This window comes from Ottowia sp., from assembly GCF_047601385.1.
GTDB lineage: Bacteria > Pseudomonadota > Gammaproteobacteria > Burkholderiales > Burkholderiaceae_C > Ottowia.
Genome location: NZ_JASGJP010000001.1, coordinates 1,518,883 through 1,535,827, shown reverse-complemented (window position 1 = coordinate 1,535,827; position 16,945 = coordinate 1,518,883). Strand labels below are relative to the sequence as shown.

General features: G+C 70.2%; 16 protein-coding genes and 1 tRNA gene. 4 read left to right on the top strand and 13 right to left on the bottom strand.

Annotated features, from left to right (window positions below; translation table 11 throughout):
- Positions 1 to 78: 78 nt before the first annotated feature.
- Entirely contained in the window at positions 79 to 954 is an 876-nt protein-coding gene (locus QM772_RS07445; RefSeq protein WP_415135068.1) for a neutral zinc metallopeptidase, read from the bottom strand.
- A 41-nt stretch (positions 955 to 995) separates the two neighbouring features.
- Between QM772_RS07445 and pcp the strand changes: the two genes are divergently transcribed.
- Both pcp and QM772_RS07435 read left to right on the top strand, forming a co-directional pair.
- The gene (gene pcp / locus QM772_RS07440) at positions 996 to 1,661 is read left to right on the top strand and encodes a pyroglutamyl-peptidase I (RefSeq protein ID WP_415135066.1); all 666 of its coding nucleotides are present in this window, start codon (positions 996 to 998) and stop codon (positions 1,659 to 1,661) included.
- Between the two features lies 1 nt (position 1,662).
- A complete protein-coding gene (locus QM772_RS07435) occupies positions 1,663 to 2,574 on the top strand; it encodes a delta(1)-pyrroline-2-carboxylate reductase family protein (protein ID WP_415135064.1) in 912 nt (303 codons plus the stop codon).
- Between the two features lie 314 nt (positions 2,575 to 2,888).
- Here QM772_RS07435 and QM772_RS07430 read toward each other — a convergent pair whose 3' ends face one another.
- The 10 genes from QM772_RS07430 to QM772_RS07385 form a co-directional block, all read right to left on the bottom strand.
- Positions 2,889 to 3,800: an STING domain-containing protein gene (locus QM772_RS07430; RefSeq protein WP_415135062.1), complete on the bottom strand. Its 912-nt coding sequence runs from the start codon at positions 3,798 to 3,800 to the stop codon at positions 2,889 to 2,891.
- Between the two features lie 31 nt (positions 3,801 to 3,831).
- Positions 3,832 to 4,398, bottom strand: a complete 567-nt coding sequence (dcd, locus tag QM772_RS07425) for a dCTP deaminase (RefSeq protein ID WP_415135060.1) — start codon at positions 4,396 to 4,398, stop codon at positions 3,832 to 3,834.
- A 57-nt stretch (positions 4,399 to 4,455) separates the two neighbouring features.
- The gene (locus QM772_RS07420; RefSeq protein ID WP_415135058.1) at positions 4,456 to 5,508 is read right to left on the bottom strand and encodes an adenosine deaminase; all 1,053 of its coding nucleotides are present in this window, start codon (positions 5,506 to 5,508) and stop codon (positions 4,456 to 4,458) included.
- A 125-nt stretch (positions 5,509 to 5,633) separates the two neighbouring features.
- The gene (locus QM772_RS07415; protein WP_415135056.1) at positions 5,634 to 6,710 is read right to left on the bottom strand and encodes a DUF1521 domain-containing protein; all 1,077 of its coding nucleotides are present in this window, start codon (positions 6,708 to 6,710) and stop codon (positions 5,634 to 5,636) included.
- A gap of 129 nt (positions 6,711 to 6,839) precedes the next feature.
- Complete coding sequence (locus QM772_RS07410) at positions 6,840 to 7,838, bottom strand: Rieske 2Fe-2S domain-containing protein (protein WP_415135054.1); 999 nt, start codon at positions 7,836 to 7,838, stop codon at positions 6,840 to 6,842.
- Between the two features lie 66 nt (positions 7,839 to 7,904).
- Positions 7,905 to 9,071, bottom strand: a complete 1,167-nt coding sequence (locus QM772_RS07405; RefSeq protein ID WP_415135052.1) for a BMP family ABC transporter substrate-binding protein — start codon at positions 9,069 to 9,071, stop codon at positions 7,905 to 7,907.
- 100 nt (positions 9,072 to 9,171) lie between these two features.
- The gene (locus QM772_RS07400; protein ID WP_415135050.1) at positions 9,172 to 10,329 is read right to left on the bottom strand and encodes a BMP family ABC transporter substrate-binding protein; all 1,158 of its coding nucleotides are present in this window, start codon (positions 10,327 to 10,329) and stop codon (positions 9,172 to 9,174) included.
- A 138-nt stretch (positions 10,330 to 10,467) separates the two neighbouring features.
- A complete protein-coding gene (locus QM772_RS07395) occupies positions 10,468 to 11,388 on the bottom strand; it encodes an ABC transporter permease (protein WP_415135048.1) in 921 nt (306 codons plus the stop codon).
- Between the two features lie 179 nt (positions 11,389 to 11,567).
- Complete coding sequence (locus QM772_RS07390) at positions 11,568 to 12,629, bottom strand: ABC transporter permease (protein WP_415135046.1); 1,062 nt, start codon at positions 12,627 to 12,629, stop codon at positions 11,568 to 11,570.
- On the bottom strand, positions 12,616 to 14,181 hold the full coding sequence (locus QM772_RS07385) for an ABC transporter ATP-binding protein (RefSeq protein ID WP_415135044.1): 1,566 nt from the start codon (positions 14,179 to 14,181) through the stop codon (positions 12,616 to 12,618). The genes QM772_RS07390 and QM772_RS07385 overlap by 14 nt, the downstream gene beginning before the upstream one ends.
- Before the next feature lie 74 nt (positions 14,182 to 14,255).
- Here QM772_RS07385 and QM772_RS07380 point away from each other — a divergent pair, with 74 nt between their 5' ends.
- Positions 14,256 to 15,071, top strand: coding sequence for a DUF2726 domain-containing protein (locus QM772_RS07380; RefSeq protein WP_415135042.1), 816 nt, complete (start codon positions 14,256 to 14,258; stop codon positions 15,069 to 15,071).
- 18 nt (positions 15,072 to 15,089) lie between these two features.
- Here the strand turns inward: QM772_RS07380 and QM772_RS07375 are convergent.
- Positions 15,090 to 15,166, bottom strand: a tRNA-Met gene (locus QM772_RS07375).
- Between the two features lie 64 nt (positions 15,167 to 15,230).
- Entirely contained in the window at positions 15,231 to 16,010 is a 780-nt protein-coding gene (locus QM772_RS07370) for an enoyl-CoA hydratase (protein ID WP_415135040.1), read from the bottom strand.
- A gap of 131 nt (positions 16,011 to 16,141) precedes the next feature.
- Between QM772_RS07370 and QM772_RS07365 the strand changes: the two genes are divergently transcribed.
- The gene (locus QM772_RS07365) at positions 16,142 to 16,945 is read left to right on the top strand and encodes an enoyl-CoA hydratase-related protein (RefSeq protein ID WP_415135038.1); all 804 of its coding nucleotides are present in this window, start codon (positions 16,142 to 16,144) and stop codon (positions 16,943 to 16,945) included.

Genomic DNA, 16,945 nt, shown 5'->3' with positions numbered 1-16,945 from the left:
CGTGCCGCGCCGGCCGGTTACTATGAAATAAATAGCTGCCGGCGCTTGCTGGACGGGCGCTGGAGCCCGATTTGGCCACTAAAGCGCCTGCGCGTTGAAGGTGTCGCAGCTCTGCACGCTGCCGGTCTTGAAGCCCTGCGAGAACCAGCGCATGCGCTGCGCGCTGGAGCCGTGGGTGAAGCTGTCGGGCACGGCGTAGCCCTGGCTGCGCTTTTGCAGCGCGTCGTCGCCGATCTTCGAGGCCGCGTTCATGGCCGACTCGATGTCGCCCTGCTCCAGCCAGTTCCTGGCCTGCTGCGACTTGTTGGCCCAGATGCCGGCGAAGCAGTCGGCCTGCAATTCGAGCCGCACCGACAGCGCGTTCTGCTGCGCCTGGCTGACGCGCCCGCGCATCGAATCGACCTTGTCGGTCAGGCCCATCAGGTTCTGTACGTGGTGGCCCACCTCGTGCGCCACCACGTAGGCGCGCGCGAAATCGCCCGGCGCGCCGAGCTGGCCGCTGAGGGTGTCGAAGAAGTCCATGTCCAGGTACACCTTCTGGTCGCCCGGGCAGTAGAACGGCCCCATCGCCGACTGCCCGGTGCCGCAGGCCGTGGGCGTGGCGCCCCGGAACAGCACCAGGCGCGGCGGCGTGTAGCGCGCGTTGGCCTGGGCGAAGACCTGGCTCCAGGCGTCCTCGGTCGAGGCCAGCACGGTGGAGACGAAGGCCGCGCCCTTGTCCTCGGCCGGCGGCGCCTTGGCCGGGCCCTGCTGCTGCACCACCGCCGGGCCGCCGCCGCTCATCATGCCGATGATGGTCAGCGGGTTGATGCCGAACACGCCCCAGCCGATCAGCGCCAGCACGATGGTGCCGATGCCGATGCCGCGCCCCCCGATGCCGAAGCCGCCACCACCACCGCCGCCACCGCGGCGATCCTCCACGTTGTCCGACTGCCGCTCGCCTTCCCATCTCATGGCCGATCTCCTGTCCGCGCGCCTGCGCTAAATTACCGGCAATGGTAGCCGCCCCACGCCCTGCTCGCCCAGCCGCGGTGCTGGTCACCGGCTTCGACGCCTTCGGCGGCGATGCGCTGAACCCCAGCTGGGAAATCGCCCGCGCGCTGCACCGCCGCCAGGTCGCCGGCCACCGCGTGCTGGCGGCGCAGCTGCCCACCGTGTTCGGCGCCGCGCTGGCGCGGCTGGACGAACTGCTGGCCGCGCACCGCCCGGCGCTGGTCATCTGCCTGGGCCTGGCGGCGGGGCGCGCGGCGCTGTCGCTGGAGCGCGTGGCCATCAACGTGGACGACGCCCGCATCCCCGACAACGCCGGCGCCCAGCCCATCGACGTGCCGGTGGTGGCGGGCGCGCCTGCGGCTTACTTCAGCACCCTGCCCATCAAGGCCATGCGCCAGGCCATGCTGGCGGCGGGCGTGCCGGCCGAGGTGTCGCAGACCGCCGGCACCTTCGTCTGCAACCACGTGTTCTACGGGCTGATGCACCGCCTGGCCACGGTGCGCCGGCTGGCGGGCGCGCGCGGCGGCTTCGTCCACGTGCCGCTGCTGCCCGCGCAGGGCGCGCCCGGCCTGCCGCTGGCATTGATGGTGGAGGGCCTGCGCGTGGGCATCCGCACCGCGCTGACGACGGCCGAGGACGTGCGCGCTGGCGCTGGCGCGGTGCACTGACATGGACGAGATGCTGCTGGACGCCGCCCGCACCGCCCAGGCGCTGCCCTGGGCGCCGCTGGTGGACGAGATCGAGGCGCTGCTGGCCGACTCCAGCGTCGCCGTGCCGCCGCGCACCGTGATGCTTACCGCCCACGGCGCCTGCCTGTTCGCCATGCCGGCCTGCGACGCGCGCACGGCCATGACCAAGCTCATCACCTTCACGCCCGGCAACGCCGGCAGCGCCCGGCCCGCGATCCAGGGCGACGTGACGGTGTTCGACGTCGCCACCGGCGAGCGGCGGCTGATCCTCGACGGCCCCATCGTCACCGGCCGCCGCACCGCCGCCGTGTCGGCGCTGGCCGCGCGCTGGCTGGCGCCGAACCTGGCGGGGCCGATGCTGATCGTCGGCGCTGGCGTGCAGGGCCGCGCGCATGTCGAGGCGTTCGCCGCCGTGCTGGGTGTGCGGCGCTTCCTGATCGCCTCGCGCAGCACCCGCAGCGCCGAGGCCCTGGCCGACCATGCGCGGTCGCTGGGCGCGCAGGCCGAGTTGGTGCCCGACGCCGACGCCGCGCTGGCCGGCTGCCCGCTGGCCGTCACCTGCACGCCCGCCAGCGGCGTGGTGCTGCGGGCGCCGCCGCGCGCCGACGGCTTCATCGCCGCCGTCGGCGCCTTCACGCCGCAGATGGTGGAACTGGACGCCGCGCTGTGCCGCCACGTCGCCGCGCAGGGCCGCATCGTGGTCGATGCGCGCGCGGCCGACCACGAGGCGGGCGACCTGCTTCAGGCCGGGCTGGACGTGGCCGCCCTGCCCACGCTGGCCGACGTGGTGGCGGCGGGCGATGCGCCCCGGCGCGGGCCGGTGCTGTTCAAGAGCTGCGGCTGGGCCGGCTGGGACCTGGCGGCGGCGCGCTTAGCCACGCGAGCAGGCTAGGAGTCTGCGCGGCAGAAGCCGCCGAAGCGAAACGCGCGAAAAACGAGGACAGCGTGGTGATACCGACAAGCCCAGGGTAGGCCCCCTGGGCGCAGGCGGTAGCGCCGCGATGGACCGTTTTCTCGCGCGTTGCAGCCGGCGCAGGTTCTGCCGCGCAGACTCCTAGAGCGTTTTCGGCTCGAATATGAACACCCGTCATCCCCGCGCAGGCGGGGATTCAGGGGCCTTGCGCGGGGCGCTGCTGGATCCCCGCCTGCGCGGGGATGACGCGCCTTCACTGTCAGCATCTGAGCAGAAAGCGCCCTAGAAACCGTTCAGGCGTCTGCGGCCTTTGCAGGAGTAGCCGCGCCAAGCAGATCGCGCACCTGCTGCAAGGAAACCAGTTGGAGTTGCCCGTCCCGCCGCAGCGCCGCGAATTCGACCGACGTGATGCCCGAGTCCGCGACAGCCTCGTACCCGATGTCTTTCTCCATCAGCAGCTTCAGATGGCGGAAGAAGTCGTCGATCTGTGTCTGTTCCAGCTTGCGCCGCCGGGGTTCGTTCACCGTCGGCCGGCCGTTGGCCGACAGCCAGCGGTTCCACGACGCGTAGTAGTCGCCTACCGTGAACAGCGTGGTGGGAAAGTCGATCCACACTTCCTCGCCGCCGATGCCGGCCGCCCCCACCACGACCACGCGGCGCGTCAGAGGCTTGCGGCCGCTGTGGCCCGTCACTATTTCCTCGGTGCGCGGCTGGATCAGATCGGCCAGTTTCGGCCAGTCCTCCGTTTCGAAGGTCCGAAGGTCGGCGACGCTGTCCGGCTTGAAGACGTACAGCTTGCGCCCCTTTTCCCTGGCCAGCAGCAGCGCGCCGACCAGGAAGTTCTTGAAGTAGCCATAGGCCAGCGCGCGGCCGATGGTGTAGTGCTCATCGCCGTCGAGCAGGCCCGCCATCTGCCTGCGTTTGATCGACACCCCGACCAGCAGCGCGATCAGCAACGTGAGCAGCATGCGGAACGAGTCGCTCACCAGCATGTTCTCGACGCTCGACCAGTTGACGCTGGCGATGGCACGGCCCAGCGCCCCAGGGGCCGAGTAGGCCACCACCGCGCCAAGCATGCAGCAGGCCGCCAGCAACACCGTCAGCAGCTTGGTGATCCAGTGGTAGTCGTCCAGCAGCAGCTTGAACGCTTGCCAGGAAGCCCGCAGGTAACTCGGCCGCTCGTGTTCTTCTTGTGCGTCTGCCACGGGTTCCCTCCTTCACGCCCTGCCGACGCCCTCAGGTCTTGGGCAGCGTCACGCCCACCTGCCCCTGGTACTTGCCGCCGCGGTCCTTGTAGCTGGTCTCGCAGACCTCGTCGCTCTCGAAGAACAGCACCTGGGCGCAGCCCTCGCCGGCGTAGATCTTGGCCGGCAGCGGGGTGGTGTTGCTGAATTCCAGCGTCACGTAGCCCTCCCACTCGGGCTCGAAGGGGGTGACGTTGACGATGATGCCGCAGCGCGCGTAGGTGCTCTTGCCCAGGCAGATGGTCAGCACGTTGCGCGGGATGCGGAAGTACTCCACCGTGCGCGCCAGCGCGAAGCTGTTGGGCGGGATGATGCAGACCTCGCCGTGGAAATCGACGAAGCTCTTCTCGTCGAAGTTCTTCGGGTCCACCACGGTGCTGTGGATGTTGGTGAAGATCTTGAATTCCGGCGCGCAGCGGATGTCGTAGCCGTAGCTGCTGGTGCCGTAGCTGACGATGCGGCGGCCTTCGCTCTCGCGCACCTGGCCGGGCTCGAAGGGCTCGATCATGCCGTGCTGCTCGGCCATGCGGCGGATCCAGCGGTCGCTCTTGATGCTCATGCTTGGTATGCTCTTATATTGATAGCTTGCGGCGCTTGTCTGGCAAGCGCGAGAGCCCTATTTTGCTTGAGAATCCGCGGCGCGCTCGAACACCTCGTCCAGCCGCTCGCGCCAGGCGCGGCGGGCGCCGGCGTCGGCGAAGCTGGCCTCGAACCCGTTGGCGGCCAACTGCCAGGCGTGCGCGGCCGTCATGCCGGTGGCGGCGAACACGGCGCGGAAATTCTCATTGACGTAGCCGCCGAAGTAAGCCGGGTCGTCGGAGTTGACGGTGGCGCACAGGCCGGCGTCCAGCAGCGCCTTCAGGTTGTGCTGGGCGAGGTCGGGGAACACGCACAGCTTCTGGTTGGACAGCGGGCAGACGGTCAGCGGCACGCGCTCGGCGGCCAGGCGCCGCATCAGCGCCGCGTCGTGCACGGCCTGCACGCCGTGGTCGATGCGCTCGGCCTTCAGCACGTCCAGCGCCTGCCAGATGTAGGCCGGCGGGCCTTCCTCGCCGGCGTGGGCGACGATGTGAAAGCCCAGCTCGCGGCAGCGCGCGAACACGCGGGCGAACTTCTCGGGCGGGTGGCCGACCTCGCTGGAATCGAGGCCGACGCCGATGAAGTGCTCGCGCAGCGGCAGCGCGTCTTCCAGCGCCTCGAAGGCTTCCTGCTCGCTCAGGTGGCGCAGGAAGCACAGGATCAGCGCCGCGCTGATGCCGTGCCGTGCCTGCGCGTCGGCGCAGGCGCGCGCCAGGCCGCGGATGACGGTGGCGGTCGGCACGCCGCGCGCGGTGTGCGTCTGCGGGTCGAAGAAGATCTCGGCGCGCACCACGTTGTCGGCGGCGGCCCGGGCGAGATACGCCTGCGCCATGTCGTAGAAGTCCTGCTCCTTCAGCAGCACGCTGGCGCCGGCGTAGTAGATGTCCAGGAAGCTTTGCAGGTCGGTGAAGGCGTAGGCGCGGCGCAGCGCCTCGACGTCGGGGTAGGGCAGGGCGACGCCGTTGCGCGCGGCCAGCGCGAAGATCATCTCGGGCTCCAGCGAGCCTTCGACGTGCATGTGCAGCTCGGCCTTGGGCATGGCGGCCAGCAGGGCGGGCAGCTTCTCGGGGGGGATCGCGGGGATGTTCATGCGGCTATTGTGCTGCGGTCGTGGCGGGAGGATCCCGAACACTCACGTTGCGTGCCGGCTGCCGCCCATCCGGCTTAAAAAAGCGCGGCCCCGCAGGGCCGCGCCGTTGGAAGCCGCGTCTTCGCTCAGTGGCGGGTCACGCCGCACAGCAGGCGCAGCAGCGCGGAGCGGCCGCTGCCCTCGTTCGGGAACACGGCCACGCCATCCACCGCGCCGATGGCGCCCAGGCTGCGCGTGAGCTGGTTGTAGGGCAGCAGGCCGGGGTTGTTGGTGCGCCAGGCCAGCGTGCCGCCGCTGCGTGTGTCCACCGAACCGTCGCGGTGGTGGATGGCGACGGTGTGGGCGTCGGGCTGGTGGACGTGGCCGCGCACCGGGGCGGGCTTGGTGAAGGGCGGCGGCTGCGTGTGGCAGCGGCCCGGCGCCCAGCCGGTGTCGCCCAGGCCCATGCGGTCGAGGCAGCCGCCGAACAGGCCGGACATCAGGTACAGGCTCAGCGCCTGGCTGAACTGCTGCGTGAACTCGTAGGGCTTGACCGCGCCCGGCTTGGTGACGTCGAAGTCCTTCTGCGTCGCCAGCTTGCCGGTCTCGGGGTTGATCCAGCCCTCGCCGCAGGCATTCTCTTTCACGACGAAGCCGTCGGTGACGGCCCAGTCCAGCGCCTGGCCGCCGCGGTCGGCGTACTCGATCTTCAGGTCGCCCAGTTCGTTCTGGCTCAGGCCGGTGATCTTCATGGCGTTGTCGCCGCGCGTGACGGTGACTTCGCTGGCCAGGAACATGCTGGGGTTCTTGGCGTAGGGCTCGGTGTCGATGGTGATCTTGGTGCCATCTTCCAGCTGGAAGGTGGTCTTGCCCCAGAAGTCGGCGTCGGTCTTGCCGTCCTTGTTCCAGTCGATGTGCGGGTCGCCCCAGATGTTGGTGACCTCGCCGTTGTTCTTGTTGACGATCTGGATCTGCGAGTTCTTCTCGTCGAGCTTCAGCGTGTAGTTGCCCAGGTCGATGTCGGCGGTGCCGTTGCCGGGGTTCTTCACCGTCCACTTGGCGTCGGGCTTGGGGCAGAAGCAGCCCTGCTTGTCCATCTTGCCCAGCTGGAACTGGTTGGTGTGCGGCAGCACGCAGCGGCCGCGGGCCTGGCTGCGGGCGCCGTCGATGGGCGTGAAGCCGACGGCGGCGAAGGCGAAGAATCCGGTCTGGGGTGTCTGCATGTGTCCTCTCCGTTGAGTCTGGGGCCACCCGGCGGGTGGCGTGCAACGGATTGAACCGCGACCGGGCGGCCTCGACAAGCTGCGGCCGATCCCATTGGTAACGTTACTAGCTGGGGTCGTTGGCAGGGGTCAGCGCAGCACGCCGAAGCCGATGCCGGCGTCGCGCAGGTGGCGGCGGTAGGCGGTGGAGATGCGGTCGGCGGCCGAGTGCAGGTCGGCGGCCGGGTCGAGCGGCAGGCGCTTGGGGCGCTGCGATTCCAGCACCGGCCGGTCCTGCCCGAAGATGGTGTCCTGGAAGTCGATCAGCCGCGCGTCGGGCGAGGCGAAGTCGTTCATGGCCATGCGCGTCCAGGCCACGCTGGTTTCCTCCGTCACCGGGCAGACGAACATGGCGATGGATTCCCACAGGCCCTCGATGGCGGTGCTGCCGGCCTCGGGCTGCTTGGTCAGCACGGCCATGTAGGGCGCGGTGACCTCGTAGGTGTATTCGACCTCGGCGCCGCTCGCGGCGTGGATCGACGAGCGCGGCTGCCACGCCAGGCAGCCGGTGGCGCGCACGCCGTGCGGCGTGGGCGCCACCTCGTAGGGCGGGATGGCGGTGTGGTCGCGGCTGCCCAGCCAGCCCTCGTGCACGTAGCCGAAGTGCGCCATGTCGAGGAAGTTCTCGATGATGCGCGGCGCGCTGGCCTGCACGAAGTAGGGGCCGCTGGTGGTCTTGCGCAGGCGCGGCTCGGCCTCGGCGGCGAACAGGGGGAAGTCGTGGATGGGCCGTGCCTCGCCCTCGGGCGGCGCCAGGCGCACCCACAGCATGCCGTAGGCTTCGCGCGCCTCGAAGGTGCGCGCGCAGTGGCGCGGGCCGGGCTTGAAGTCGGGCATGGCGGGGATGGCGGTGCACTGGCCGCCGGGCGCGAAGCGCCAGCCGTGGTAGGGGCACTCCAGCTCGCCGCCGGCCACGCGGCCGAGCGAGAAGCGGGCGCCGCGGTGGGGGCACCGGTCGTCCCAGGCGTGGGCGGCGCCCTGGGCGTCGCGCCACAGCGCCAGTTCTTCGCCCAGCAGGTTGGCGGCCATCGGCTGGCTGCCCACGGCATGGGCCAGGGCCACCGGGTGCCACAGGGTTCTCTCCAGCATGCCCATCGTGGTTGTTTATATGAATAAAAGCCCGCCAGCGCTTGACTGGCGGGCGCTGGCAGCTATTTATTTGGAAGCGGGGATCTGGCCTTCGACGCCCTTGACGAAGAAGTCGATCTTGCCCATCCAGTCGTCGTCGGCGCGCGTGCCGGCGGCCAGGCGCTCCTTGCCGGCGTTGTCCACCACCGGGCCGGTGAAGACGTCGAAGCTGCCGTCCTTCATCTTGCCCTTGATCTCGCTCACCTTGGCCTGGATGTCGGCGGGAATCTTGTCGGACAGCTTGATCAGGTCGTTCTGCCCCTCGGGCACGCCCCAGCGCGTGACCTGGCCGCCCTTCCAGCTGCCGTCGAGCGCGGCCTGGATGGTCTTCTTGTAGTAGTGGCTCCAGTCGGCGATGGCCGAGCCCAGGTGCGCGCTGCCGCCGAAGGCGCTCATGTCGCTGTCCCAGCCGAAGGCGAACTTGCCGGCCTTCTCGGCGGCCTGTAGCACGGCGGTGGAGTCGGTGTTCTGCAGCAGCACGTCGGCGCCGCCGTTCATCAGCGCCTGCGCGGCCTCGGTCTCCTTGGGCGGGTCGTACCAGGTGTTGACCCAGACCACGCGCACCTTGATCTTCGGGTTGACGGTCTGCGCGCCCAGCGTGAAGGCATCGATGTTGCGCAGCACCTCGGGGATGGGGAAGGAGCCGACGAAGCCCAGCGCGCCGGTCTTGCTCATGCTGGCGGCGACGATGCCGGCCAGATAGGTGTCCTGGTAGAAGCGCGAGTCGTACACGTTCATGTTGGCCGCGGTCTTGTAGCCGGTGGCGTGCTCGAACTTCACGTCGGGATGGTCCTGCGCCACCTTGAGCATCGGCTCCATGAAGCCGAAGCTGGTGCCGAAGATGAGCTTGTTGCCCTGGGCGACCAGGTCGCGCAGCACGCGCTCGGTGTCGGCGCCCTCGGGCACGCTCTCGACGAAGGTGGTCTGCACCTTGGCGCCGAATTCGGCCTCCACGGCCTTGCGGCCCAGGTCGTGCGCGTAGCTCCAGCCGGCGCTGCCGACGGGGCCGACGTAGATCCAGGCGGCCTTCAGCGGCTCGGCCGGCGCGGCGGCGGCGGGCGCGGGGGCCGGCGCGGGCGTGGGCGCGGCGGCGGGGGCCTCGTCCTTCTTGCCGCAGCCGGCCAGGGCGGCGGCGGCCAGCGCGCCGGCGGCGGCCAGGCGGAGCAGGGCGCGTTTGTTCGTATCGGTGGTCATCGTGGGTTCCCTAGGTTAAGAGGCGACGCGGTGCGCATGCAACAAACGTGCCTTTGCGCCCCGAATAATCCAGCGGCGGCGCCGGGCCGCCGCGGTGGGCTTACTTCTGCTCGCCGCCCGGCACCTTGCCTTCCACGCCCTTGACGTAGTAGGTGATGGCGCCCAGGAACTTGTCGTCGGCCACGGCATCGGCGGGCAGCACTTCCTTGCCCGTGTTGTCGCTGATCGGACCTTTCCAGATGTGGTAGGTGCCCGCCTTCAGGCCGGCCTTCACTTCGTCGAGCTTCTTCCTGGCGTCTTCCGGCACGTCGGCGGCCAGCGAGACGAGGTCGATCGCGCCTTCCTTCACGCCCCACCAGCTCTGGCCGGTGGTCCACTTGCCGTCCAGCACCTCGCCCACGGTCTTGATGTAGTAGGGCGCCCAGTCGATGATGGCCGAGCCCAGGTGCGCCTTGGGGCCGTAGGCGGTCATGTCGCTGTCCCAGCCGAAGGCGCGCTTGCCCATGGATTCGGCCGTCTTCAGCACGGCGGGCGAATCGGTGTTCTGGAACAGCACGTCGGCGCCGCCGTTGATCAGCGCGGTGGCGGCCTCGGTCTCCTTGGGCGGGTTGTGCCAGTCGTTGACCCAGACCACCTTGGTCTTGACCTTGGGGTTGAAGAACTGCGCGCCCAGCGTGAAGCTGTTGATGTTGCGCACCACTTCTGGGATCGGCACCGAGCCGACCACGCCCAGCGTGCCGGTCTTGGTCATGGCGCCGGCGATCACGCCAGCCATGTAGGCGCCTTCGTAGGTGCGGCTGTCGTAGGTGCGCAGGTTCTCGCTGGTCTTGTAGCCGGTGGCGTGCTCGAACTTCACGTCCTTCAGGTCGGCGGCGGCCTTCAGCATCGGCTCCATGAAGCCGAAGCTGGTGCCGAAGATCAGCTTGTTGCCCTGGCTCGCCAGGTCGCGCGCCACGCGCTCGGCGTCGGCGCCCTCGGGCACGCTCTCGACGAAGCTGGTGACCACGCGATCGCCGAACTCCTTCTCGACCGCCTTGCGCGCGTTGTCGTGCGCGAAGCTCCAGCCGCCGTCGCCCACCGGGCCGACGTAGAAGAAGGCCACCTTCAGCGGATCGGGCTTGGCCGGCGCGGGCGCCGCGGCTTCGGGCGCGGCGGCCACGGGCGCAGGCTCGTCCTTCTTGCCGCAGGCCACCAGCGCGCTGGCGGCCGCGGCCAGCGCGGCCAGTTTCAACATCGAACGCTTGGGGTGGTCGGTCATGCGGTGGCTCCTTGAGTAGGGAAAAGAGCCATTATCGCGCCCGCCGGCTGGACGGAATCCGCGCCGGAATTTCAAGAAAAAAACGGCTTCAGCGCAGGCGGGGCAAGCGCCGGCAGCTCACTTAACCATAGCGGCCGGTCAGGAGCCCGGATGGAAGGGTTTGCCCAGGGACGCCGGCATGTTGACCCGTATCCACGTCGGGTTGCGCGAGATCAGCGCCAGCACCACGACGGTGGCCAGGTACGGCAGCATGCTGAGGAACTGGCTGGGCAATTGCACGCCCTGGCCCTGCAAGTGGAACTGCAGCATGGTCACGCCGCCGAACAGGTAGGCCCCCAGCAGCACGCGCGCCGGCCGCCAGGTGGCGAAGGTGGTCAGCGCCAGGGCGATCCAGCCCTTGCCGGCCACCATGCCCTCGACCCACAGCGGCGTGTAGATGACCGACAGGTAGGCGCCCGCCAGCCCGCACAGCGCGCCGCCCACCACCACCGCCAGCAGCCGGATGCGCCGCACCGGGTAGCCCAGCGCGTGCGCCGACTGCGGCGACTCGCCCACCGCCCGCAGCACCAGCCCGGCGCGCGTGCGGTACAGGAACCATGCCAGCCCCAGCGTCAGCAGCATGCCGGCGTACACCAGCGGGTGCTGGCGCAGCAGCGCCGGGCCGATGAAGGGCACGTCGCCCAGCCCCAGCCAGTCGAAGCGCGGGCGCTCCGGCAGCCGGGCCTGCACGTAGCCGATGCCGGCGAAGGCCGAGAAGCCGACGCCGAAAAGCGACAACGCCAGCCCGGTCGCGTACTGGTTGGTGCCCAGCCAGATCACCAGCCAGCCGAACACCGCCGACAGCAGCGCGCCTGCCGCCATGCCGGCGGCGAAGCCCACCCAGTCGCTGCCGGTGTGCACCACGGCGGCGAAGCCGGCGATGGCGGCGCACAGCATCAGGCCCTCGGCGCCGAGGTTGACGATGCCGGCCTTCTCGTTGATCAGCAGGCCCAGGGCGGCGATGGCCAGGACGGTGCCGGCGTTCAGCGTCGCGGCCAGGAGCAGGGCATACGCGTCCATGTCAGTTACCCGGAGTGCTGTGCGGCAGCAGCGGCGCATCAGACGTAAAGAGACGAATGGCCGCGGAGCAGGCCGAGCCAGCAACCGCCGCGGACGGGCTTGTACCGACCGCTGGCGGTGCCCCCTTGAGGGGGGAGGCGCAACAGCGCGCAGCGCGTGGAGACTGGGGGTGGGTCATTTCAGCTGGCCCTCCCCACACGCACCCGATAGTTCACCAACGTATCGCAAGCCAGCAGCGCGAACAGCAGCAGCCCCTGGAACACCCCGGTCAGCGACTTCGGCAGCCCCAGCCGCGACTGCGCCAGCTCGCCGCCGATGTAGAACATGCTCATCAGAATGGCCGACAGCACCATGCCCAGCGGGTGCAGCCGCCCGACGAAGGCGACGATGATGGCCGCGAAGCCGTAGCCCGCCGGCACGAAGGGCGTGAGCTGGCCGATCGGCCCGGCCACCTCCAGCGCGCCGGCCAGGCCCGCCGTGCCGCCGGAGACGAGCAGCGCCGTCCACAGCGCGGCGCGCGACGAGAAGCCCGCGTAGCGCGCCGCCGCCGGCGCCAGCCCGCCCACCTGCTGGGCGAAGCCGCCGCGCGTGCGGAACAGGTACACCCACAGCAGCGCGCTGCCCGCCAGCGCGATCAGCAGGCCCACGCTGGCGCGCGAGCCGGCCATCAGCCGCGGGATCTGCGTGGCCGCATCGAAGGTGCGCGTCTGCGGAAAGTTGTAGCCCGCCGGGTCTTTCCACGGCCCGTAGACCAGGTAGCCCAGCACCTGCACCGCCACGTACACCAGCATCAGGCTGACCAGGATCTCGCCGGCGTTGAAGCGGTCGCGCAGCAGCGCCACGATGCCGGCCCACAGCATGCCGCCCAGCACGCCGGCCAGCAGCACGGCGAGCACGATCCAGCGGCCGGTGTCCTTGCCCGCCAGCAGCGCCACGCCGCCGGCGGCGATGGCGCCGATGACGAACTGCCCCTCGGCGCCGATGTTCCACACGTTGGAGCGGAAGCACACCGCCAGCCCCAGCGCGATCAGCAGCAGCGGCGTGGCCTTGACGGCCAGCTCGCCCAGCGCGTAGGGCGACTTGACGGGCTCCCAGAAGAACACCTGCAGGCCGCGCACCGGGTCTTTGCCCAGCGCGGCGAACAGCAGCACGCCGATCAGCACCGTGATGGCCAGCGCCAGCAGCGGCGAGGCCCAGGCCCACACGCGCGAAGGCGCCGGGCGCGGCTCAAGGCGCAGCATGGGCGGCCTCCCTGTCGTGCGGTTCCATCCGGTTCAGGTGCCGCTGCACGTCGCCGTGCCAGAGGCCGCTCATCCACTCGCCGATCTGCTCCACGGTGGCGCCCTGCCGCGCCACCGCGGGCGAGAGCTGGCCCTTGGCGATGACGTGCAGGGCATCGCAGATCTCGAACAGCTCGTCCAGCTCCTCGCTCACCACCAGCACGGCGCAGCCGGCGTCGCGCAGCGCCAGGATCTCGGCGCGGATCTGCGCCGCCGCGCCCACGTCCACGCCCCAGGTCGGCTGCGAGACGATCAGCAGTTTCGGCCGGGCGTCGATCTCGCGTCCCATGATGTACTTCTGCAGGTTGCCGCCCGAGAGCGAGCGCGCCGGCGCACCCGGCCCCGCCGCCTTGACGCGGAAGCGCCCGATGATGTCCGCCGCCTGCGCCTTCAGCGCGCCGGTGCGCAGCCAGCCCAGGCGCCCGACGGCCTCGCGCCGCGTCAGCAGCAGGTTGTGCGCCAGGCTCATCTCGGGCACGGCGCCGCGGCCCAGCCGCTCCTCCGGCACGAAGTGCAGGCCGAGCGCGCGGCGGCGCTGCGGGGGCAGGTGGCCGGCGGGCTGGCCCGCTATCGATATCGAAGCTGCCGGCGCGCGCCGGTCCTCGCCCGAGAGCGCAAAAAGCAGTTCGCGCTGGCCGTTGCCCGAAACCCCCGCGATGCCCACCACCTCGCCCGCGCGCACCTCAAGCGCCACGTCGTGCAGGTCCACGCCGAAGGGCGACTCGCGCTTCAGGGCGAGCTGGCTGACTTGCAGCACCGGCGCGCCGGGCGCGCGCTCGTGGTGCTCCAGCGCCGGCGGCTCGGCGCCGATCATCAGGCGCGAGAGCGAGGCGTTGCTTTCGGCGCGCGGGTCGCACACGCCCGTGACCTTGCCGCCGCGCATCACCGTGCAGGCGCTGCACAGCGCGCGGATCTCGTGCAGCTTGTGGCTGATGTAGAGGATGCTGCACCCCTCGGCGGCGAGCTGGCGCAGGGTGACGAACAGCTTGTCCACCGCCTGCGGCGTCAGCACCGAGGTCGGCTCGTCCAGGATCAGCAGGCGCGGGTTGGCCAGCAGCGCGCGGATGATCTCCACCCGCTGCATCTCGCCCACGCCCAGCGTGTGCACCGGCCGCGCGGGGTCGATGTCCAGGCCGTAGGCGGCGGCGGTCTCGGTGATGCGGCGCGCGACCTCGGCCAGCGGCAGCGCGCGCGCCAGCCCCAGCCACACGTTCTCGGCCACGCTGAGCGTCTCGAACAGGCTGAAGTGCTGGAACACCATGGCGATGCCGAGCTGGCGCGCCTCCTGCGGGCTGCGCACGTGCACGGGCTGGCCGTCGAAGCGCAGCTCGCCGGCGTCGGGCTTGACGGCGCCGTAGATGATCTTCATCAGCGTGCTCTTGCCGGCACCGTTCTCGCCCAGCACGGCGTGGATCTCGCCCGGCTGCACCGTCAGCGCCACGCCGTCGTTGGCCACCACGCCGGGGTAGCGCTTGGTGATGCCCGCCAGTTGCAGGCGCGGTGGGGTCGTCATGGTGGTTGGAGGAATCGTTGTCGTCGTTGTGCGGCGCCCGGTGCCCGGCACGCCCCGCTTCATGCTTGCAAGAATTGCACCACATCGAGCGCGGTGGACACCCCCGAGCCTTCCCCAGCCCCGACGCGGCAATGGCGTGCCCGGCTGCTTGTAAGCATGTGTTGCGTGATCGTGCCGATCCGGGCATGATCGGAGCTTTTGGATTGCGCGCTAAGTGGGCGCACGCTCAGGGGGATTTCGACATGGAGTGGCCGGTCGTCATCGGGTTGTTGCTTGCGCTGGCGGGGCTGGCGGGCTGGTGGTGGGCGCGGCGGCGCCAGGCGGCGGCGTCGGGGACGTCGCGCAACGACCGCTATGCCGCCGAGGAGGTGATTTCGCGGGCGCAGATCAAGCTGCACCACTACCTGCAGGAGGCCTTCCCGGGGCAGGTGGTGCTGTTCGCGCAGCCGCTGTCGCGCCTGGTGTCGGTGCGCTTTGCCGAAAGCCGGCAGCGCGCGCAGGAGCGCCTGGCGGACCAACTGGTCGATTTCGTCGTCTGCAATGCCGACGGCAAGCCGCGGTTCGCCTTTCAGGTGGATGCCTTCCGCGCCGACGAGGCCGAGGCCGCGCGCCGCCAGGCAGCGGTCAAGCACCGCGTGCTGGCCACTGCCGGCATCCGCCTGCTGAGGCTGAAGAAATCGGTGCGCCAACTGCCGCCCCCGGAGGAGTTCCGCCAGCGGCTGGAGGGCGCCGATCTGGGGGGCGCTCAGGACGATACCGCTTTCGGCGGCGGCCGCATCGACGAGGTGCCCGTGCTGACCAACGAGGTCCGGCCCGGACGCGGTGGCCGGCTGGAAACGGAGAGCATGAGCCTGACCGACCTGATGGGCTTTCCGCAAACCCAGCGCTGAGGCGGCCGGAAGAAGGTTTGGTGGTGATAGGTGGAATCGAACCACCGACCTTGGGGTTATGAATCCCACGCTCTAACCAACTGAGCTATACCACCAGCAAACGCGCATTATAAGGCGTTTGGTGACGGCCGCGCGCTTGGCAGGCGGGCCCGCACCGCCTCACTGGTGCTTGAAGGCCGGCGGGCGCTTGTTGACGAAGGCGGCCATGCCTTCCTTCTGGTCGCTGGTGGCGAACAGGCCGTGGAACAGGCGGCGCTCGAACATCACGCCGTCGGCCAGCGTGCCCTCGAAGGCGCGGTTGACGCATTCCTTGGCGGCCATCACGGCCAACTGGCCGAAGCCGCAGATGGTGATGGCGGCGGCCAGGGTTTCCTCCATCAGCTTGTCCAGCGGCACCACGCGGCTCGCCAGGCCGGCGCGTTCGGCTTCCTCGGCGTTCATCATGCGGGCGGTGAGCACCATGTCCATCGCCTTCGACTTGCCCACCGCGCGCGGCAGGCGCTGCGTGCCGCCGGCGCCGGGGATCACGCCCAGCTTGATCTCGGGCTGGCCGAACCTGGCGTTGTCGGCGGCGATGATGAAGTCGCACATCATCGCCAGCTCGCAGCCGCCGCCCAGGGCGAAGCCGCTGACGGCGGCGATCACCGGCTTGCGGATGCTGCGGATGGTTTCCCAGTCGCGCGTGATGTAGTCGTCGCGGTAGACGTCGGCGAAGCTGTAGGTGGCCATGGCGCCGATGTCGGCGCCGGCGGCGAAGGCCTTCTCGCTGCCGGTGATGACCATGCAGCCGATGGCCGGGTCGGCGTCGAAGTCCTTCAGCGCCTGGCCCAGCTCGCGCATCAGCTCGCCGTTCAGCGCGTTCAGCTGCTTGGGCCGGTTCAGGGTGACGATGCCGACCTGGCCGGCCTCGGTGCGCGTGGTGATGAATTCGTAGGCCACGTGATCTCCTTCTGGTCGTGATGAGTGCCGTGCCGCACTATACCCAGCGTGTGCCGAGCAGCGCCGGCGGACGAAGTTAGCCGACCGATGGGTCGGTCAATGGTAAATTGGCGGCCAAGGAGACAAGCCCGATGACCGCTGCCGAAGAGCCGGCCGTCCTGTATGCGCAGGACGGCCCCGTCGCCACCCTCACCCTCAACCGCCCGCAGGCGCTCAACAGCTTCACCCGCCGGATGCACCACGCGCTGTGGGCCGCGCTGGACCGGGTGGAGGCCGACAAGTCCGTCCGCGCGCTGGTGCTCACCGGCGCCGGCCGCGGGTTCTGCGCCGGGGCGGATTTGTCGGAGTTCGACTTCCGCGAGGGGCCGGACATCATGCACCGCGCCGACCCGGGGCCGGTGATCGAGCAGGCCTTCAACCCCACCACGCGCCGCCTGACCGCGGTGCGCGTGCCCACCATTTGCGCCGTCAACGGCGTGGCGGCGGGCGCCGGCGCGTCGGTGGTGATGGCGTGCGACATCGCCATCGCGGCGCCGGGCGCCAGCTTCATCCAGGCCTTCAGCAAGATCGGGCTGGTGCCCGATTCCGGCGGCACCTGGCTGCTGCCGCAGCGCGTGGGCCTGGCGCGCGCGATGGCGCTGTGCCTGACGGGCGACAAGCTCTCGGCCGCCGACGCCAAGGCCATGGGCATGATCTGGGACGTGCAGGACGACGCCCTGGCCGCCGCCCAGGCCATGGCCGCGCGCCTGGCCGCCATGCCGACCAAGGCGCTGGTCGCCACGCGCCACCTGCTGCGCGGCGCGCACACGCACAGCCTGGACGAGCAGCTCGACCTGGAGCGCGACGTGCAGTCGCGCCTGGGCTTCACGCACGACTACATCGAGGGCGTGACCGCCTTCCTGCAGAAGCGCGCGCCGCAGTTCAAGGGGGAATGA